The following is a 19,203-nucleotide window of genomic DNA, read 5'->3' as shown; positions in this document are numbered from 1 at the left end:
GAGCCAGCCCGTGACTTCCGCTCGCGGATACGGATCGTCGGGAAGGTAGGGCGTGCCTTGGGCAAGATGCAGCAGGATCGCGCCCGATTCGACGATGGGGCGCCCATCGTCGAGCACGAGCACCGGCACGCGTGAGAAACGGCTGATCTGGCGAAACGCGGATTCGCGCGTCTCGCCTTTCTGCAGGTCGAGCGTGACGCGGTCGTACGCCAGGCCCAGCTGGCTCAGCAGGATGCGGATCTTCCACGAGTTGCCCGACAGGCGGCTGTCATAGAGACGCAGCATGGTTGACTCCATCAAGTGGTGGCCCGCGAAGGCCGTCCGCGGATTTTCGCTGGAGAAAGCCGTTGCCGCTACCGAGGCGCCGGAAAGTTCAGCGCGGCTGCAGATGAAGGGCCAGGAAGGCTGCGGTCCTGCCGTTGGCCAGGGCCGCCGCTTCGGCGTCGTAGGCGATGCCGCGGTGCCGTGCAAAGGCGTGGCCGCGATCCGGGTAGCTGTAGACCTGCACCTGCGGGCGCCCCTTCAAGGCAGCCGATATCTCCCGTTGTGCGTCGGCCGGGATGTATTCGTCTTTTTCCGCGAGGTGAACGATCAGCGGGCTGGCGATCTGGTCCGCTTCCCGGAGGTACTTGTCGGCGTTGCCGGGGTAGTAGGCCACCACTGCGTCGGGGCCCACGCGTGCGGCCGTGAGGAAGGCCAGCAGGCCGCCGAGGCAGTAGCCGACCACTCCGACTTTGCTCGTGGCGTCCGGCATGGCACGGGCGACCTGCAGGGCGGCGGCGATGTCGTTCACACCGGCATCGAGATCGAAGGCGTTGTACAGCGCCAGGGCCCGCGCGCGTTCCGCTTCCGTGCGGTCGGTGAGGTCGACGCCCGGCGCGATTCGCCAGAACAGGTCGGGGCAGATGGCCAGATAGCCTTGCGCCGCGAGTTCGTCGCAGGACTGGCGCATGTCGGCATTGACTCCGAAGACTTCGTGAATGACGACGATGGCTGGCGCGGGAAGTTTCTGCGGACGGGCGACGTACGCGGTGAAGCTGCCGCGGGTGGTGGTGACTTGCAGCGGGTCGTGCATTGCTTTTCCTTGGATGCCTGCTCAGGCGCTGAGCCAGAGCGCGACGTTGCGCACGTACTGCTTCGTGGAGCGAAGCGCTTCGGAGAAGCGGATGATTCCATCGCCGGCCGGTTCCGCCACGAAGGAAGGACAACCGGCCGAAGGGTCCCAGTTGTAGTCGGCGAAATGATGAAAGGTCGACTGCGCGATGGCCCGACCACCGTGCTCGGAGCGCTCGAACGCGACCGCGATGTTGTAGCGCCTGCCGGACACCGAGCTCTGCCCTTCCATGACGACGCGGCAACTCGAATCGCCGGGCGGTACGCCGACCGTGCCTTCATGCGGATGCGCGGGCAGGTACTGGATCACACCCGTGGCCGAGCGCCTGTCGCGCATCACCGGGTGAATGCTGCCGACCGATCGGATGCGCTGGTAGTCGCCGTTCGCGCCCGAGTGGTAGTTGGGCCACGAGATGGCTCCCGAGAACGGGTTGTCGACGCATTGGCGATTCGTATCGGGCTCGCAGTTGCGGCTGTGGAAGTGATGCGCGGCGCCGACRCCGCTCAGGTTGCATATCGAACTGCCCAAGTCCATGTGGTCGCGCGTGACCATGAGGCCGCCGCCGCGACGGCGGAATCGGCTGATGCTTGCGCAATCTTCCGGTGTCAGGCCGTCGCCGGTGTCGACGGCAAAGAGCCAGAGCTGGTCGAAGTCCGATTCATCCAGCGTCGACAGCACGGGGTCGGGAGCCGCGCGCGGCGCGCGGTCGCGGGCGGTCACCCGGAAGGCGGGCCGACCGTCGTCGTCCTGCAGCTGCGAGAGAAACGAACTCAGGCGACTGAAGCGCGCAATGTTCCAGTCGTCCGGGTCTCCTTCGATGGTGGTTTGCAGCAATAGATTCAGCATGGTGCAAGTTCGAGGTCGGTCAGTCGTGTGCGTGGTTCAGCTCTTGAGGAAGGTGAGCAGGTCCGCATTGATCTTGTCCTGCATCGTGGCGGTGAGCCCGTGCGGCGCACCGGGGTAGTAGATCGCCCTGGCGCCCTTGATCAGCTGCACGGACTTCTTCGCCGAGTCGTGGATGGGCACGATCTGGTCGTCCTCGCCGTGCATGACCAGGGTGGGCACATCGATCTTCTTCAGGTCTTCGGTGAAGTCGGTTTCGGAGAAGGCCTTGATGCACTCGTAGGAGTTCTTCTGCCCGCATTGCATGCTCCAGAGCCAGAACTGGTCCAGGATGCCCTGCGACACCTTCGCGCCCGGGCGGTTGGCGCCGAAGAACGGGATGGCGAACTCCTTGTAGAACTGCGAGCGGTCGCCGGCGACCCCGGCGCGAAGACCGTCGAACACTTCGATCGCCAGGCCTTCGGGATTCGCCGCGGACTTGAGCATGACCGGCGGCACTGCGCCGATGAGCACAGCCTTGACCACGCGCTTGCTGCCGTGGCGCCCGATGTAGCGCGCCACCTCGCCGCCGCCGGTGGAGTGGCCGACCATCGTGACCTTCTTCAGGTCGAGCGCCTCAAACAGAACCGCGAGGTCGTCGGCATAGCCGTTCATGTCGTTGCCCGACGAAGACTGGCTCGAGCGGCCGTGCCCGCGTCGGTCGTGCGCGATGACGCGAAAGCCGTTGCGCGCCAGGAAGAGCATCTGTCCGTCCCATGCGTCGGCGTTGAGCGGCCAGCCGTGGGAGAAGGTGACGACGGGACCTTCGCCCCAGTCCTTGTAGTAGATCTGCGTGCCGTCGGGGGTGGTGATGGTGCTGCCAGTCCTCGAGCGAGGGTGCCGGTGGCGACGGCAGCGCCAGTCGCAATCAGGTGTCGGCGCGAAGGATTCTGTGTGGTCTTCATGGTTTCCTGCGGTTGAAATTGAAACGTCGGACCACGGTGCGCGAGCGCTGCGTCAGAGCCCGTGGAACGATTGAAATGCTAGGTTCGTCGAAGGCGAGGGGGTAGGCCTGCGCAGGGACTCACGCTGTTGTCGCCTCGGCACCAATCCCGGCGTCGGCGTGCAGCTTCGGGCTGAGGTCGGTGAGGCAGTCCAGGTCGGCGGCCCGGATCTTCGAGGTCATGAAGTCGATGAACACGCGCATGCGCGAAGGCAGGTGCTGCCGGCTCAGGTAGCAGATGTAGTGACCGCTGTCGTCGGGTGCGTACTGTGTCAGGCACGGGACCAGCGCACCCATTCTCAGCGCCTCGCAGGCTAGGTAGCCCGGCAGCTGGGCGATGCCGTGGCCGTCGAGCACGGCCTGCAGCACCAGGTCCGCGTCGTTGTAGGTGAGCTTGGCCTGTGGCACGAGCTTGCGTGGATGGCCCCCGACCTTGAACTCCCACTCGAAGATGCGACCGGATGAAAAGCGGAAGTTGATGCACTCGTGCTGGGCCAGGGCTTCCATGCTGTCGGGCAGTCCGTGGGCCACTTGGTAGGCGGGGGAGGCGCACAGCAGCAGCTGCATCGGGATGATCTGCTTGGCGATGATCTGGGCGTCTTCCATGCGGCCGTTGCGAAACGCGATGTCGACACGGTCGGAGGTGAAGTCGGTCGGCTTGTCGTTCAGCAACAGGTCGATGGTGACCTCTGGGTAGGTCGCGCGAAATTCGCCCAGCAGGGGCGCGACGACCCGGCGGCCGAACCCGACTGCGGCGTTGATGCGCAGATGCCCGCGGGGCGGGCCTTGCCGCAGGTCACGCATTTCTTCCACGGCCTGGACGATCCGGTCGACCCCGGTGTGGCAATTGGCGTAGAAGAGGTCGCCTTCGCGCGTGAGCGTGGTGCTTCGCGTGGTGCGCAGGAAGAGCCGGACGTTCAGCTGGTCTTCCAGCTTCTGGACGCTGCGGCTCACGGCCGAGCGACCGATGCCCAGCCGGTCGGCGGCCCGTGCGAAGCTGCCTTCCGTGACGACGGCGATGAAGGCGACCACCCCGGCATAGCTGGTGGCGAAGCTGGAGGCCAGCGGATCCGCGCGTGGCGCGAGGGGGATGGAAGAGGGCGAAGGGAGGGCAGAGGTTGTCATGAGTCGGCTTCTCGGTTCGAGGGATCGGGAGTCCCGGATCCCCCATGAAAGCGAAGTGGTCACTCTGCGCGCAAAGCGGTGCCGGGGCCAGTTAAGCCCTGTCAATGTTTGTTATGGCCGGCTATCCGGCGCCGTACGCATGCGACGGATGCGGCCGTGGAGTCTTTCAGTTCCGGGAGAGTGCGCTGCGCAGTGCGCGGGCTTGCGCAAGGCCGGGGTGCTCGCCCCGAGGTGCCGCGCGCGCGCAGACCTCGTCCAGCAGGTCGAGGGCGTCCTTCGCCTTGCCCCGGCGAACCCACAGCTGGGAGGCGCTGATCGCCGCACGAAATTCCCATCCCAGCGCGCCTTGCTGCCTGGCGGTGCCGATGGCACGCAAGTAGAACGCCTCGGCTTCATCGTCGAGGCCGCGCTGCTCGCAACGCTGGCCCGCAGCGCGCCAGGTCTCGGCCGCGCTCCATTGGCCGTGCCCGGCACCGGCGCGCGCGATCGTCTCGTCGTCGATCCAGTCGGCGCAGAAGGTCACCAGCATTTCCTTGCGTGGCGCGTCGAAATCGTCGAGTTGCTGCGCGACTCGGCGAACATGGCGGTCCCGGTCGTCCGCGGTGCGCGCCTGCAGGCCCAGCGCATAGCAGTGTGCCCACTGGTGCCAGTACGCCAGCCCTCTGCGCTGGGCCTCGTCCAGCAGCATGCGAACCCATTTGCGCGCCAGTTCCAGCTCGCCCGACCAGAGGGCGACGGGGCATGTGCCGAACAGCGCGAAGCACAGAGACAGCGCATTGCCCCCGGCCTCGGCGAGAGCCACCGCTCGGGTGGCGGTAGCCATGGCCTTCGCCGCATCGCCCTGGAGCCAGAGCGTGCGGGCCAGCAAGGCATTCGATGCGACGGCGGCATCGACCTGGAACAAGTTGACGGGCGTCTGGCGCACGGTGCTGCCCACAAGGATCGCCGCCTGGGCGCCGGCACTCGCCGCAGAAAAATCCCCGCAGAAGTGACTCGCCAGCGCGGTCATTCGGTGCGCCAGGTTGAGCGCGGCGGGGTCGGGCGTCGATTGCGCGAATTCGAACAGCACCTGCGAGTGGTGCAACGCGGCCGCATACTCGCCGCGGATCGCATGCAGCACGCAGATGCCCCAGCGGGCCTGAAGCTCCAGCACGACCGAGCTGGCCGACATGGCGACAGCAAGCGCCCGATCGTAGGCGGCGCCCATTTCCGGTACCGGTCCCCGTGTGTGCCACAGCGCATTGCCCAGTGCGATCTGCAGCCAGGCCTCTGTCTCCGTGCCCGTGCCCGGCTGTTGCGCGAGGCACGCGAGCGCGGCGATGACCCGGTCACGGTACTCCTCGACCTGCGAGACGTGAAACCACAGGGGCGCCGAAGCGATGGTGAGCGCGGCGCCGGTCTCCCAATCGTCCTGCTGCGCCAGGCAGTCGTCCAACGCACTGCGCACGTCGTCCAGCCGGTGTGCGTAGCGCGCGTTCCAGGCCTGCACGGTGAGTTCGCCCGAATCCGAGGTCGCGGCGCCCATCAGCTCGCGCATGAAGAGCGCATGGCGCCGCCGCATTGCCGGGCCTTCATCGGTTTGCGCGAGAAGCGCGGCGGAGTAGCTTCGCGTCGTGTCGAGCAGCCGGTAGGGCGCGATGGCGTCGCTGTTGTCGAACGACACCAGCGACTTGTTCGCCAGCGAGATCAATGCATCGAACGCCACTTCGGAGTCCATGTCCGCCCGGGTGACGCTCAGCGCCGACTCGACATCGAAGCGCCCCCGGAAGACCGAGAGCCGCCGGAAGAGCCGCAGTTCCGCATCGTCCAGCAGCGCGATGCTCCAGTCCAGCGCCGCCGCGAGCGTGCTGTGCCGGGGCAGGACGGCCCTGCTGCCCGCGGAATAGAGCCGCATGTGGTCATTCAGCCGGAACGCAAGATCGCCGATCGGCTGCACGCCCAGGCGTGCAGCCACCAGTTCGATGGCGAGCGGGATGCCGTCCACCTGCCGGGCGACTGCGGCGAGCAGCCGGCCATCGGAATCCTCGAACGCGCGGGCACCCACGGCCTTCGCACGCTCGACCAGCAGTTCGACCGCCGGCGACGCCATGGCTTCGGCCAGGTCGGCACACTGCGCGTCGGGCACCGCGAGCGGCGACAGCCGCTCGACGTGTTCTCCCTCGATGCGAATGGCCTCCCGGCTGGTTGCGAGGACGCGCAGGTCGGGCAGGGCGCCGAGCAGTTCGGCGATGAGCGGCGCCAGTGCGTCCAGCATGTGCTCGCAGTTGTCGATCAGCAGGAGCACATCGCGGTCCGCCAGCCTCTGGAGGATGGCCCGCGTCGTGTCGGGGGTGTCCGGCGGCGCGCCGAGCGACCGGGCCACCGTGCTCGCCAGATGGGCCTGCGAGACCAGCGGCGAGAGATCGATGAAGGCCAATTGCATGGCCGTGCGTTCTGCATGGCAATCGGCCGCATGGATGGCGACACGGGTCTTCCCGATGCCGCCGGCGCCGACGATGGTGACCAGCCGGCGCGTGGCGAGCGCCGCCAGCACGCGCGCCATGTCGGCGTCGCGGCCCACAAGCCGGGTGAGGCGCTCCGGCAGCTTCGCGAACGCCAGGGCCGCCGCCCCCGGCCGATCCTCGGTCGGCATGCCGACCTGTTCGCGAAAAACCGTTCCATTGAACCGGTAGCCGCGCAGGGGAATGTTCGAAATCCATTCCTTGCAGTTGTCCCCGTCTTGCGGCTCCCCCAAGGCCTTGCGGAGCGCGGAGATGTGGACCCGCACACTGGCCTCCTCGACCACCACCCCGGCCCAGACGGTGGCGAGCAGCTCGTCCTTGCCCACGACTTCGCCCACGCGCCTGAGCAGTTGCAGCAGCAGTTCGAACGAGCGGGAGCCCAGGCGCACGCTCTGCCCGAGTCTTTCGAGCCGGCGCTGGGCCTCCCAGACGATGAACGCGCCAAAGCGCCAGCGGACCTCGCTCGGCCCCTGCGACGCGCCGGCATGCGCCTGCGATGACGTGGAGCGCGCCGCGATGCCGTACATGTCACCCACTCGTCAGCCCTCGCAACGCCCGCGCCGCGGGCAGGCCCGTGCGGCGTCGGACGGCGACGACCCGCTTGCCCGCGTTGGGAAATGCCTCGAGCGCAGATTTTTTCATTCGATGATCCAGTCAAGAAGATGAAGGCCGCAGCCATTCGGGCCGCACGAGATACAAGACGGCCGGACGCCGGGTTTTGTGACAGGGGCCGCGATCCGGGCCTTGCATGGGCAGCAATCGCCGCCGTCGGCGATGTCGGGCGATTGCATGCGATGAGGGGCTGTTCAGGAACCCGGTCCGGGTGAACGAAGCGTCCTGAGATCACGAACGATGTGCCGCGGCCGGCCCTGGCCGATTGGTGTTCCGCCGGCAACACGGTGCGCCACCGCAGCGCCCTTCTGCGAGGAGATGCGGCTGCCTACGATCGGTGCCATCGCGAAGAACCAGAGAACAACATCGTTCATCACCGAGGCCCCCTGCCGCGATGAATCCGGGGTGGCCGCATCAAGAAGCACGGATTCCTCGTGGAGCTTTATCACACCAGGGGCGCGCAAGCCGCCCTTCAGACCCCGCACGACGTTCGAGCCGCTACGAGCTTGCGCTGTACGACCCGGGACCGGGCGCTGGCCGTCATCTCGCACGAACTCAGGCAGCCCCTGAATGTCATTCAGATGAACGCCTGCCTGCTGCAGCGCCTGCCCGCATCCGCGGAGCCCTCGCAACTGCAGGGCATCGCCCAGGCGATGCAGCGCGCCATCGAAAGCCAGAAGCGGCTCATAGACGACCTGCTCGATTTCTCGCGCCTGCGAACCGGCAAGCTGGCGCTGCGCTGCGCGGAGGTCGACTTCGGCGCACTCGCGCTGGACCTTGTCGCCGCATTCGGTGCGCGCTGGCCTTCGGGACGCTTGCGCGCCCAGATGCAGGCGGCCGATCCGTTGATCTGCCATGCCGACCCGGTGCGGCTGGAGCAGGTCGTGGGCAACCTGCTGGACAACGCGATGAAGTTCTCGCCCGCCGGCGCAGAGGTTCAGGTGCGCCTGTCCTCCGAGGATGGCTTTGCCCGGCTTGCGGTGGCGGACACCGGCTGCGGCATCGCGCGCGAGTTCCTGCCGCATGTCTTCGGCATGTTCTGCCAGGCCGGCACCGGGGAGGGTGGCTCGCGAGGTGGGCTGGGCATCGGCCTCGCGCTGGTCCACAGCCTTGCAGTCGCTCATGGAGGTTTCGTGAAGGCGACCTCCGCGGGGCCGGGACGCGGCGCCGAGTTCAACGTGTGGCTTCCTCTTCATCGACGCGCCTGACGGCGTGCCGCACATTGATGCCCGGCATGCAACACGGCAGTACCTCTTGCATGCCTACCGCAACCGAGATGCGAAACCTAGCATTCGAACCGTGCCGCGATGTTCGCGAACCGGAGCCCAGCCGTCCTGAGGCCAGGGCAATGGCGCCCTCGAGGAGTCACCATGACGCAGCGCATTCATCCCCTTGCGCAACCGGGCGCATCGCGCCGCACGCTCAAGGCACGCGCGCAGGCCGTGCAGGCAGCCGCGGACGCCGCGCCGCGAGGCGCGATCGACCGGGTCTGGAGCGCCGCATACATGAGCATCTCGCTGCTGGCCATCGTGGCCGCCTGCGCAATTGCGGGCGGTGAGGCGGCGAACGCGGAGCTCCGTTTTGCCACCGTGGCCACGAGTGCGCCGCCGCTCGTGCGATGCATCCCGCATGGCGCGCGAAATTTTCAAATCAGGCCATCCATTCAACAAAGGAAATCAGCATGAAAAATCTCTCCAGTCTCGCACGCGCATTCACAGCCATCGGCATCCTGGCGCTGCACCTGTCGGCACCTGCAGGCGCGGCCACATCGGGCGCGCCGGCAAAGCCCACTGTCGTGCTGGTCCACGGCGCCTTCGCCGAATCGGCCAGCTGGAACGAGGTGGTGCGCGACCTTCGTGCGCGCAGCTTTCCCGTTGTCGCGGCCGCCAATCCGCTGCGCGGCGTGAAGTCCGACGCGGACTATGTGGCTGCCCTCGTGGGGTCGATCCCCGGGCCGGTCGTGCTGGTCGGGCATTCGTACGGCGGCTTGGTGATTTCCGCTGCGGCGATTGGAAAGCCCAATGTCCAGGCCCTGGTCTTCGTGGCTGCGTTCGCCCCCGAAGTGGGCGAATCGGCGGCCGACCTGTCGGGCAAGTTTCCCGGCAGCACGCTCGGCTCGGCGCTGGCGGCGCCGGTGCTCCTGCCGGACGGCGCCAAGGACCTCTACATCCTGCAGGACAAGTTCGGCAAGCAATTCGCCGAAGACGTGCCGCCGGCGCTCGCCCGGTTGATGGCCGTGTCGCAGCGCCCCATCACAGAGGGCGCCCTGGGCGAAGCGTCGCCTGCCGCCGCCTGGAAGAACCTGCCCTCCTGGTTCATCTACGGCGACCGCGACAAGAACATTCCGGCTGCCGCGCAGGCCTTCATGGCCGAGCGTGCCAAGTCGATGAAGACGGTCGTGGTCAAGGGCGCTTCCCACGTGGTCATGATCTCGCGGCCGAAGCTGGTGGCCCGGCTGATCGTCGAAGCCGCTGACGCGGTCGCGGTCGCGACGGCAATGCCCTGAATGACTTCGGCGCGTCGGTCCCCAGGGGTGCCGTGGTGTTGTCCTTGGTGCATCCGGATCCTTAACAAGGCTTGACACGGTTTAACTGGCGACGCGATCGCCAACTGCACAGACTTCCACTCATGACTTCCAGAAGGACTTGAAGCCCATGACCGCGCCGACCCAGGCCAGGCCGATCCATGTGGCGGTCGCGCACCGCGACCCCTACGTGGCCGCCGGCATCGCATCGCTGCTGCGCTCCCGTGCCGGCTTCGTCGTTCAATCAGGCCTCACCGACGTCGATGGCGGCGGTGCCGTCGATGTGCTCGTCACGGACTACGCAACCGGCGTTCACAAGACGGCGAATGTCCCGCCCGGCCCGGGCGGCTCCGCGCCGGGATCCTTCCTCGTGGTCACGGACCAGAGCACCGGGTGGCAGATACGCCGCGCCGTGGATGCGGGCGTGCGCGGCTACCTTCTGCACGATTGTTCGGCCGAGGAACTGTCGGAGGCGGTGCGCTGCGTTGCAGAGGGACGCAGGTACCTGTCTTGTCCCGTGGCCGACCAGTTGCTGGACAACCTCTCGTCTGCCGTGCCAACCGCGCGCGAACTCGAAGTGCTCCGGCTTATGGCGCAGGGCCTGGCGAACAAGGACATCGGCCGGCGACTCGGCATCGGCGAAGGCACCGTCAAGGCCCATGTGAAGGCGATCCTGCGCAAGCTCCGGAAGCCGACGCGGGTTGCCGCGATCGGCGAAGCCTTTCGCTGCGGACTGCTTCTGGAGGCATCGCCATGACCGGTTCCCTCGATCTGTACGTGCGCGTATGCCATGGCGACCCGCTCGCCATGGCCGGTCTCGTCTCGCTCATCGGCGAGGAACCGGGTCTTCAGGTGCAGGCGGAGAACGAGCCCGGCGAGGGCATGGCGGATGTGGTCGTGGCTGACCATGCCTGCGCGCTGAACCTGCTCGCTTCGGCTTCGGCAGTGGATCAGCCGGGGGTGGCAGGCGGCTTTCGCATGCCGCGCGTCATCGTCTTGACGCGGCGGGACAAGGAGGGGGAGGTCATGCGGGCGATCGCCAGCGGGGCGCACGGCTATGTGCGCCAGGACGCGGATCCGGCCGAGCTGATGGATGCCATTCGCCACGTGGCTCGGGGGGGCTCTCTCTATCTATGCAAGGGCACGAAGGCGCTCATCAGGCACGGCAAGCCGTGCGTGGGCTTCACYGCCCGGGAGGAGGACGTGCTGCGCTACCTGGTGAAAGGCGATTGCAACAAGGGAATCGCCCGCGAGCTGGACATTTCCGCTAATACCGTCAAGGCACACGTCGCCCGGATCTGCGAGAAGCTGCACGTGGGCTCGAGGGCGCAAGTCGCCGCCAAGGCGACGCAGCGCGGGCTGGTCCGTGTCTGAGATTCGCCGGTGGCGCTTCGGCGCCTTCGCGCTGTGGGAGGCCGAGCCAAGGCTCGAGCGCGACGGGCAGCCGGTGCGGCTTGGATCGCGCGCCATCGGCCTGCTGGTCGCACTCTTGGAGCGCGCCGGCGAAGTGATCAGCAAGGACGAGCTCCTCGCGGCGGTCTGGCCGGACACGGTGGTCGAAGAGGCGAGCGTTCGAGTCCATATGTCGATCCTGCGCAAGGCCCTGGGTCCGCCCGGAGCTCAGGACGGGTGCCTGGAATGGATTGCCAACATCCCACTGCGCGGCTATCGCTTCCTGGGGCGGGTGCACTGCGAGTTCTTGCCGTCCGCCATCGCCGTGCAGGTGGCTCATGCGTCGCTGCGGGATGCTCCCGCAGCGTTGCCCGCTCGCCTCGCCAAGCTCGTGGGGCGCGAGGTGGAGGTCGAGCGCCTGCTCGGCATGCTTGCGGCGAGCAGGCTCGTCACGGTCGCGGGGCCCGGCGGCGTGGGCAAGACCAGCGTTGCCATCTGCGTCGCAGCACGCTACCGGGAACGGCAGCAAGCCCAGCTTGGTTTCGTCGATCTTGCACCCCTGACATCGCAGGACCACGTGCTGACGACGATGGCGCGCGCCATCGGCGTGCGAGGCGGCGTGCCGGACATCGAGGAAGCCATCGTCCAGCGCCTCGAAGGCCAGGCGATGCTGCTGCTCGTGGACAACTGCGAGCATGTCATCGAGAGGCTGTCGCCGCTCCTGGGCAGGTTCCTGGCGGCGTTGCCCGGGCTGCAGGTTCTTGCAACCAGCCGCGAGGTGCTGCGCGTGGGAGGCGAGCATGTCTTTCGCCTGGCGCCCCTGGCGGTCCACCAGTCCCAGCCCGGCTCCCTGGCGCTTGCGTTGCGCTCGCCGGCGGTGCAGTTGCTCGTCGAGAGAGCCCAGGCCGCGGGCGCCCGCGGATTCGACGACGCGAGCAGCGGTCCGCTGACCAGGATCTGCCAACAGGTGGACGGAATCCCGCTGGCGATCGAGCTGGTCGCGGCCCGCCTGGGGGCCCAGCCCGTGAGCGAGCTGGCATTCAGGCTCGACGATCACATGCGCCTGCATTCGACGGCCAGGCGGGCTGCGCTGGCAAGACAACGCACGCTGGCTGCGACGCTGGACTGGAGCATTGGCCTGCTGGGCGCCGCCGAGCTGCTTCTGTTTCGCAGGTTGTCGGTGTTCCGCGCCTACTTCGGCGTCGCAGCGGCGCTGAGCGTGGCAGCCAGTGCGCTGGACCCCGACGTGGCGTCCGACGCGTTGCTGAGCCTGGCCAGCAAGTCGCTCGTCGTGTACGACACCGACCAGGCCGCGGACTCGCCCTACCGCCTGCTCGACACCACCCGCAGCTATGCGCATGCTCTGCTCGTGCGGGCGGGCGAGCGAGACGCGGTATCGAAAAGCCATGCCCTTTTCATGCTGGACCTCATGGGCCTTGCCACCGCGGACCTCGCTTTGCTGGACGCCGATGCCTGGACCCAGCGCTACCGCGGCTGCCTGGACGACGTTCGTGCAGCTCTGGATGCCTGCATCGGCCACCACGACGACATGACGATCGCGGGCGCGCTCACCGTCGCATCGGCGCCGCTCTGGTTCCGCTTGTCCGAGGTCAGCGAATACCGGGATCGCGTTCGCGCGGCGCTGGACCATGTCGATGTGCTGAAGGTACCCGACCGCCTGACGGCCGGACGGCTGGAGATCGCGCTCTACAACGCCTTGTGGCACACCGGCGGCACGGTGCCGGAGATGACACAGGCGTGCGAGCGGGCGCTGGATTGCGCATTGGAACTGAAGGTGAAGACACTCGAATTCCAGGCTCGGTGGGGCCTTTGCGCGCTGAACATCACGCGCGGCGCGTACACACCGGCGTTGCGGCATGCCGAGATCCTGAGAGAGTTTGCGAGCCACTCGACCAACGCCGTGACGCGCAACCTGTCGCACCGGATGCTGGCGCTCGCCAATCACTTCTGCGGCGCGTTCGCCGAGGCCAGGATGCAGGCCGAAGCAGCGGCGGACGTGGACGACGCGACCCGGCGCAACCATGCCAACGCGTTCCAGCCCGACGCGCGCACCACCGCAATGGCCATTCTTGCCAGGACGCTGTGGATCCAGGGCGAGAGCCGTCTTGCCATGGCCACCGCCATCCGGTGCATGGAGGAGGCTGAGGCGCTGGGACACACGCTGTCGCTATGCGTTGCCCTCTTCTGGATCTGTCCGATGGCCATATGGGCCCTCGAACAACGGGCGGCCCGCGCCTGGATCGACACGATGCTGCAGCAGACCCGGTCCAAGGGCTTCGCCTACTGGCATGACTGGGCGCTTTGCTACGACGACGCCATGAAGATCGGCGAGGTCGACGACGCCGGCGCGCACATCGACGCCGTCGCGGCAAAGGTCCTGGCCATGGACGAGCCCCGCAGGGAGATGATGGTCACGTTCTGCGACCAGTGGGTGGATGATGACCTGGTTGCTCGCGCGACGCGGGGCGAAGGGCAGTGGAGTGCCGCCGAGGTTTGCCGCGCTGCCGGGCGGCGCAAGGAGCTGCGGGGCGACGATGCCGAAGCCGAGGCGCTTTATCTGCAGGCCCACGCCCTTGCGCGCTCGCAAGGCGCACTCGCCTGGGAACTGCGTGCAGCGGGTGCGCTGGAGGAACTGCGCGCCGGGGCAGCTCAGCGATGAACCGGCCGTGCGCCGGGCCGGCGGACCGCGGCGCGCTTTTCCCAGGCGACAGCGCCTTGTTGCCTCGCAGTTTCCGTTGCCCGGAGGTAGAAAGCGTCCGCCTCGTCGGGTGCAGCGTTCTGCTCCGCGCGCCAGCCGGCAGCGCGCCAGACCTCGGCGGCGACCCAACGACTCTCTCCGCGCGAGACGCGCTCGATCATCTCGTCGTCGACCCAGTCGATGCAGAAGGTCGCGAGCATCTCCCTGTGGGGTGCGTCATAGGTCGCGAGCTGGCCGGCCACTTCACGCACGTAAAGATCCCGGTCCGGCGCGATGCCCAACTGCAGGCCCTGGGAGAACCACTCGGCATAGCGCAGCCAGCCCACCAGGCCCTTGCGCCGCGCTTCGTCCGTCATCAAGTGAATCCATTGGGCGGCAAGCTCGAGTTCGCCGGCCCACAGCGCGACCGGGCAGGCACCATACAGCGCGGAACACAGGGAGACGGATTTTCCGGCCGCTTGCGCTCGGTCCACCGCGTCGCTGGCTTCTTCCAGGGCCCGGGCCGTTTCCCCTTGCACCCAGAGGGTTCGGCTCAGCATGGCTTTCGCCGCAACGATGGCGTTGACCCCCACCATGTTGGCCCGGGCATGGCCGAGGCCGCCACCAACGCGCACGGAAGCTTCGCTGTGCATCCTCGCCACATCGAAGTGGCCGCAAAAGTGGTTGGCCATCGCCATCACGCGGTGCGCGAGATTGAGTGCGGCGGGGTCGGACCAGGATCGCGCTGCCGCCATCAGCGTGTGCGCCTGGTCCAGCGCCGCCGAATACTCGCCGCGGAACATGTCGTGCGTGCACCGCCCCCAACGGGCTTGCAGTTCCAGTACGGGGATCTTGACGGCAAGCGCGCCGGCCAGGGCCTGGTCTGCGGCGGCACCCAACTCGGGTGTGGACCTGCCGGTGTGGAGCAGGGCGCTGACCAGCGCGGTGTTCAGCCAGGTCGCCGTTTCCGTGTCGCGCGTGGGTTGACGATCAACCAGCGCCAGCGCCGCGGAGACCCGGTCGCGATATTCGACGACCTGGGCCAGGTGAAACCACAACGGCGCGGAAGCCGTCACCAGCGAGGCGGCCATCTTCGCGTCGGGCTGCTGCGTCAGGCAGACTTCGAGCGCAAAGCGCACGTCGTCCAGGCGGTGTGCATAACGGCCGGCCCAGGCCTGCTCGGTCAGGTCGGAGAGTTCCGCCGCCGCTGCCTTCATGAGATCGCGCATGAGGACCGCATGGCGCCGCAGCAATGCCGGCCGTTCATCGCTCTGGGCGAGAAGCGCAGCTGCATAGCTTCGCGTCGTGTCCAGAAGCTTGTAGGGCGCGACAGCGTCGTTGCTGTCGAAGAAGACAAGCGACTTGTTGACCAGCGAGATCAGTGCGTCGAATGCCACCTCGGCGTCCATGCCGCCGGCGCTCACGCCTAGCGCGGCTTCCACATCGAAGCGCCCCCGAAACACCGACAACCAGCGAAAGAGCCGCAGCTCTGTATCGCTCAGAAGCGCGATGCTCCAGTCGAGCGCCGCGGCGAGCGTTCGGTGCCGTGCGAGCGCGGCGCGGCTGAAGGCATAGAGGCGCATGTGGTCGTCCAGCCTGCGCGCCAGATCGACGACCGGCTGCACGCCCAGGCGCGCGGCCACCAGTTCGATGGCCAGAGGGATGCCGTCGACCTGCCTGGTGATCTGGGCCAGCAGGGGGCCATGCGATTCATCGAACGCACCCGCACCCGCGGCCTTGGCGCGCTCGACGAGCAATTCCACGGAGGGCCAGTGCAGCGCCTGCGTGAGCGAGATCTGCTCGGCGTCCGGAATTGCGAKCGCCGGCAGCCGAAAGACGTACTCGCCCGTCACGCGCAGCGCCTCGCGGCTCGTCGCCAGGATGCGCAGGCCGGGCAGCACGGAAAGCAAGCCGGCGATCGGCAGCGCCAGGGAGTCCACCACATGCTCGCAGTTGTCGATCAACAGGAGCACAGCGCGCGCCATCAGGCGTTGCGTGATGGCGCCGACGATGTCGGGCAGGTCGGCGGGCACCCCCACGGCGCGCGCCAGGGTGCCGAGCACGTGGTCCTGGGAGATCAGCGACGACAGATCGACAAAGGCGATCTCCGCGCCGTGCCTGTGCTGATGGCTCTCCGCGGCGTGGATCGCGAGACGGGTCTTGCCGATGCCACCCGTGCCCACGATCGTGACCAGCCGGTGGGTATCGAGCGCTTCGAGAACGCTCGCCACATCGGCTTCGCGGCCGACGAGTTCGGTCAGCCGAACCGGCAGTGGGGTGAAACCGGGGTCGGCCAGCGGGGCTGCGGGCCTGGCCGGGATGCCGGGCGCCTCGCGCCGGACACGTCCATTGAAGCGATAGCCGCGCAGCGGAACATTGGAGATCCACTCCTTGCATTCGTCGCTCTCGCCGGGCTCGCCCAGCGCCTTGCGAAGCGTGGACATATGGACGCGCACGCTGGCCTCTTCGACGACGACGCCACCCCAGACCGTCGCGAGCAGGTCATCCTTGCCCACGAATTCGCCGGCCCGCTTGATCAGCTGCAGCAGCAGATCGAAAGAGCGTGGCCCCAGCCGCACGGGCTCGCCGGAGCGCTCGAACCGGCGCTGCGCCTCCCAGACAACGAACACGCCGAAGTACCACCGGACTTCGGCCGACGCCAGGTCAGATGGCTCCTCCGACTGCGCTTGCATGATGAGTCTGCGTACCGGCCGTCTCACGTCGCCGGGAGCTGGGCACGGGCGGCGCAAGGTTGTTGACCGGGCAGGCGGATCGGGTGGACGGTTTCCATGCGTTGAGACTTGAGTTTCTGGCCGAGATCGTAGCTCGGCATTGCGCGGCATCGGGCGCTAGTCCCTGCAGTCCATAAGTCATCGGGGCACGCAGCCGCCCGAAGCCACCAGTGGCGACCCGTTATCGCAGCGTCTTCAGGTACTTGACGAGTTCCGCAACTTCACCAGGATCGGGAACCCCCGCGAAGGGCATCCTGTTGCCCGGCACGGCTTGCTGCGGATCGCTCAGGAAGGCCGCCAGCGATTTGTCGTCCCAGGTGAGCTGTGCGTTCTTCATGGCTCGGCTGTAGCCGAACCCCGGCGACGAGCCGGCCTTTCGGCCCACCACGCCCGCAAGCGGCGGCCCGATGGCGGCTGCGCCTCGCGCCGCGTGGCATGCCGCGCATGTCGTCCAGGTCTTAGGCGGTGGCACGGCCGATTGGCCATGCGCCATGTTCAAGAAAGCCGCGGCGCAAGCGGCAAGAAGGCGTGTTCGCATGTCGGGCCCTCTCAAAGCATGCGCGGTTGCCTGGCGTAGCGCACCAGGTCGTCGCCCAGGCGCAGCGCCAGTGCCGCGAGCGGACCGGTCGGGTTGTAGCCCGCGTTGTGCGCGTACACGGATGCGCCGACCACGAAGAGGTTCTGCGCGTCCCAGTGCTGCAGGTGGGGCGAGACCACGCTCGTCGACGGGTCCGCGCCCATGACGGTGCCGCCGGTGGTGTGCGTCGTCTGGTACTGCCGTGCGTCGAAGTCGCCGCGCCGAGGTTGCGCAGCGCCGACCGTCGTGGCACCCATGGCGCGCGCGATGCCGGCGGCCTTGTTCGTGACGTATTCGCTCATGCGATGGTCGTTCTCGTGGAAGTTGAAGGTCATGCGCAACAGCGGCGAGCCATAGGCGTCGCGGTACGTCGGGTCGAGATCGAGGTAGTTCCGGCTGTGCGGGTAGTTGCTGCCGTGCACCGCGACGTTGAAGGCGTGCGCGTACCAGTCGGCGTTGGCCTGCTTCCAGGCCGATCCCCAGCGCGGCGTTCCGGCCGGATGGAGCCGGGCATTGATGGGGCGCCCGTTCGTCACGTTCGAGTAGATGTAGCCACCGCCGAAGAAGCCGAGCCCGGCATGGTCGAAGTTGTCGCCGTTGAACTCGTCCACCACCATCTGCGAGGCGCCCGAGGCCATGAACGGATTGATGAAGCGGTCCTTGAAGAACACCGGCACCGACGACATCACTTGGTAGCAGAAGTTCTTGCCGACCACGCCCTCGCCCGTCTTCGGGTCGTAGGGGCGCCCGATGCCGCTCGTGAGCAGCAGCTTGGTGTTGGTCATGGTGAAGCCCGACAGCACGACGACATCGGCCGGCTGCTCGTACATTTGCGCGGTCTGCAGATCGATGAACTGCACGGCCGTCACGCGCCTGGCGTGCTTGTCGTAGACGAGGCCGGTCACCTGCGAATGGAGCCGGATCTCGAAATTGCGCTGTTTCCGCAGCAAGGGGTACAGCAACACCGCCGGACTGGCCTTGGCGTTGGCTTCGCAGAAAAAGCGCTCGCAGTGGCCGCAGTACTGGCATGGCGCAAGGCTTGCGCCATCGGGGTTGGTGTAGGCGCGCGGTGAGTTGGCCGCGGGCAGCGGGAACGGCTTGTAGCCAAGGCTTTGCGCGGCGGCCTTGAAGATGCGGCCCGACTCGAGGATCTCGAGCGGCGGCTGCGGAAAGTCGCGTTGCCGGGGCGCCTCGAAAGGGTTGCCGCCGTCGATCAGCCGTCCGCCCACATTGCCGGCCTGCCCCGCGATGCCGAAGAGCTGCTCGAACAGGTCGTGGTAGGGCTCCATCTCGGCGTAGCTGATGCCCCAGTCTTGCACCATCATCTCGCGCGGAATCGCGGCTTTGCCGTAGCGGGACTCGAGGCGGGTGCGCAGGGCCGGGTCGTACTCGGCCCAACGCCAGGTCTGGCCGTTCCAGTGGTTCGCCGCACCGCCCATGCCTTCGCCCGGGAGGAAGGCTTCCATGCGGCGCACGGGCAACGCGCTCTCGCTGGTGGCGTGGCGCAGGGTGTAGGTTTCGTTGGCCCAGTTCTGCACCAGGCCGTTGCGCACGCCCCAACGCAATTCGTCGCGCTGGTTGGGCAGTGTGGCGGCTGCGCTGCCCGCGAGATCGCCGCCGCGCTCGAGCACCAGCACGTCGATGCCGGAGTCCATCATCTGCCGCGCCGCCAGGCCCGCGGTGAGGCCTCCGCCGACGAAGACGACGGCGCGTTTGGGAAGTTTGTGAGTCATGGGTGTGGGGCCTTCAGCTGAAGTCCTCGATCGATTGCGGCTTGGCTGCGCCGGGGAAGGGCAGGCCGCGGAACTGGACCACGTTGCGTCCGTGAAAAGCGGGCAGGCCGGGGAAGCCCACAGCGCGCCAGAAAGTCTTGTCGCGGTTGCCTCCGTACATCGGATCGGCAAAGCAGGCCTGGACGAACAGCGGATAGAAGAAGTCGTTGAACCATGCGCCGAGCGCAAAGCGCTCGTCGTCCATCTGGCCAGCTGCGGCCTCCTGCAGCAGGGCGTCGAGCGGTCCCGCGTCGAGCTGCTCGACGGCCTTGCCCGTGCGTTGTTGCGCTTCGCGGCGCAGCACTTCAAGGCCGGCCTTGAAGTGCTGCTC

At 67.5% G+C, this 19,203-nt stretch carries 16 protein-coding genes; 6 read left to right on the top strand and 10 right to left on the bottom strand.

Annotated features, from left to right (window positions below; genetic code table 11):
- From AC1DOC_RS01595 to AC1DOC_RS01570, 6 genes are all read right to left on the bottom strand, one after another.
- The coding region (locus AC1DOC_RS01595) for a glutathione S-transferase family protein (RefSeq protein ID WP_478129318.1) at positions 1-285 on the bottom strand (285 nt) is incomplete at its 3' end.
- Positions 286-373: 88 nt separating this feature from the next.
- On the bottom strand, positions 374-1,075 hold the full coding sequence (locus AC1DOC_RS01590) for a dienelactone hydrolase family protein (protein ID WP_015865469.1): 702 nt from the start codon (positions 1,073-1,075) through the stop codon (positions 374-376).
- Positions 1,076-1,096: 21 nt separating this feature from the next.
- Positions 1,097-1,960 carry a hypothetical protein gene (locus AC1DOC_RS01585; protein WP_015865468.1) on the bottom strand — a complete coding sequence of 288 codons (864 nt, stop codon included), beginning with the start codon at positions 1,958-1,960 and terminating at the stop codon, positions 1,097-1,099.
- Positions 1,961-1,996: 36 nt separating this feature from the next.
- Positions 1,997-2,809 carry an alpha/beta fold hydrolase gene (locus AC1DOC_RS01580; RefSeq protein ID WP_478129319.1) on the bottom strand — a complete coding sequence of 271 codons (813 nt, stop codon included), beginning with the start codon at positions 2,807-2,809 and terminating at the stop codon, positions 1,997-1,999.
- A 211-nt stretch (positions 2,810-3,020) separates the two neighbouring features.
- Positions 3,021-4,064: a LysR family transcriptional regulator gene (locus AC1DOC_RS01575; RefSeq protein WP_018904410.1), complete on the bottom strand. Its 1,044-nt coding sequence runs from the start codon at positions 4,062-4,064 to the stop codon at positions 3,021-3,023.
- Positions 4,065-4,230: 166 nt separating this feature from the next.
- A complete protein-coding gene (locus AC1DOC_RS01570) occupies positions 4,231-7,092 on the bottom strand; it encodes an ATP-binding protein (protein WP_478079758.1) in 2,862 nt (953 codons plus the stop codon).
- A 519-nt stretch (positions 7,093-7,611) separates the two neighbouring features.
- Between AC1DOC_RS01570 and AC1DOC_RS01565 the strand changes: the two genes are divergently transcribed.
- From AC1DOC_RS01565 to AC1DOC_RS01540, 6 genes are all read left to right on the top strand, one after another.
- Positions 7,612-8,385 (top strand): sensor histidine kinase, encoded by a 774-nt coding sequence (locus AC1DOC_RS01565; protein ID WP_080515778.1) that lies wholly within the window; start codon positions 7,612-7,614, stop codon positions 8,383-8,385.
- Between the two features lie 162 nt (positions 8,386-8,547).
- Positions 8,548-8,862 carry a hypothetical protein gene (locus AC1DOC_RS01560; RefSeq protein ID WP_015865464.1) on the top strand — a complete coding sequence of 105 codons (315 nt, stop codon included), beginning with the start codon at positions 8,548-8,550 and terminating at the stop codon, positions 8,860-8,862.
- Positions 8,859-9,683 carry an alpha/beta fold hydrolase gene (locus tag AC1DOC_RS01555; RefSeq protein WP_015865463.1) on the top strand — a complete coding sequence of 275 codons (825 nt, stop codon included), beginning with the start codon at positions 8,859-8,861 and terminating at the stop codon, positions 9,681-9,683. Before AC1DOC_RS01560 ends, AC1DOC_RS01555 begins: the two co-directional genes overlap by 4 nt.
- A 148-nt stretch (positions 9,684-9,831) precedes the next feature.
- A complete protein-coding gene (locus tag AC1DOC_RS01550) occupies positions 9,832-10,458 on the top strand; it encodes a response regulator transcription factor (protein WP_015865462.1) in 627 nt (208 codons plus the stop codon).
- A complete protein-coding gene (locus tag AC1DOC_RS01545; protein WP_015865461.1) occupies positions 10,455-11,075 on the top strand; it encodes a LuxR C-terminal-related transcriptional regulator in 621 nt (206 codons plus the stop codon). Before AC1DOC_RS01550 ends, AC1DOC_RS01545 begins: the two co-directional genes overlap by 4 nt.
- A complete protein-coding gene (locus AC1DOC_RS01540; RefSeq protein WP_015865460.1) occupies positions 11,068-13,773 on the top strand; it encodes an ATP-binding protein in 2,706 nt (901 codons plus the stop codon). The genes AC1DOC_RS01545 and AC1DOC_RS01540 overlap by 8 nt, the downstream gene beginning before the upstream one ends.
- Here the strand turns inward: AC1DOC_RS01540 and AC1DOC_RS01535 are convergent.
- The 4 genes from AC1DOC_RS01535 to AC1DOC_RS01520 form a co-directional block, all read right to left on the bottom strand.
- Complete coding sequence (locus tag AC1DOC_RS01535; RefSeq protein WP_478129317.1) at positions 13,764-16,484, bottom strand: ATP-binding protein; 2,721 nt, start codon at positions 16,482-16,484, stop codon at positions 13,764-13,766. The genes AC1DOC_RS01540 and AC1DOC_RS01535 overlap by 10 nt on opposite strands.
- Before the next feature lie 220 nt (positions 16,485-16,704).
- The gene (locus AC1DOC_RS01530; protein WP_049826185.1) at positions 16,705-17,016 is read right to left on the bottom strand and encodes a c-type cytochrome; all 312 of its coding nucleotides are present in this window, start codon (positions 17,014-17,016) and stop codon (positions 16,705-16,707) included.
- 56 nt (positions 17,017-17,072) lie between these two features.
- Complete coding sequence (locus AC1DOC_RS01525) at positions 17,073-18,389, bottom strand: GMC family oxidoreductase (RefSeq protein ID WP_370880697.1); 1,317 nt, start codon at positions 18,387-18,389, stop codon at positions 17,073-17,075.
- A gap of 457 nt (positions 18,390-18,846) precedes the next feature.
- On the bottom strand, positions 18,847-19,203 hold a 357-nt coding region (locus AC1DOC_RS01520; RefSeq protein WP_478129316.1), incomplete at its 5' end, for a gluconate 2-dehydrogenase subunit 3 family protein.

The sequence above is a fragment of the Variovorax sp. 01T439_2 genome, assembly GCF_056398445.1.
This window is presented reverse-complemented; position numbering and strand designations above follow the sequence as displayed.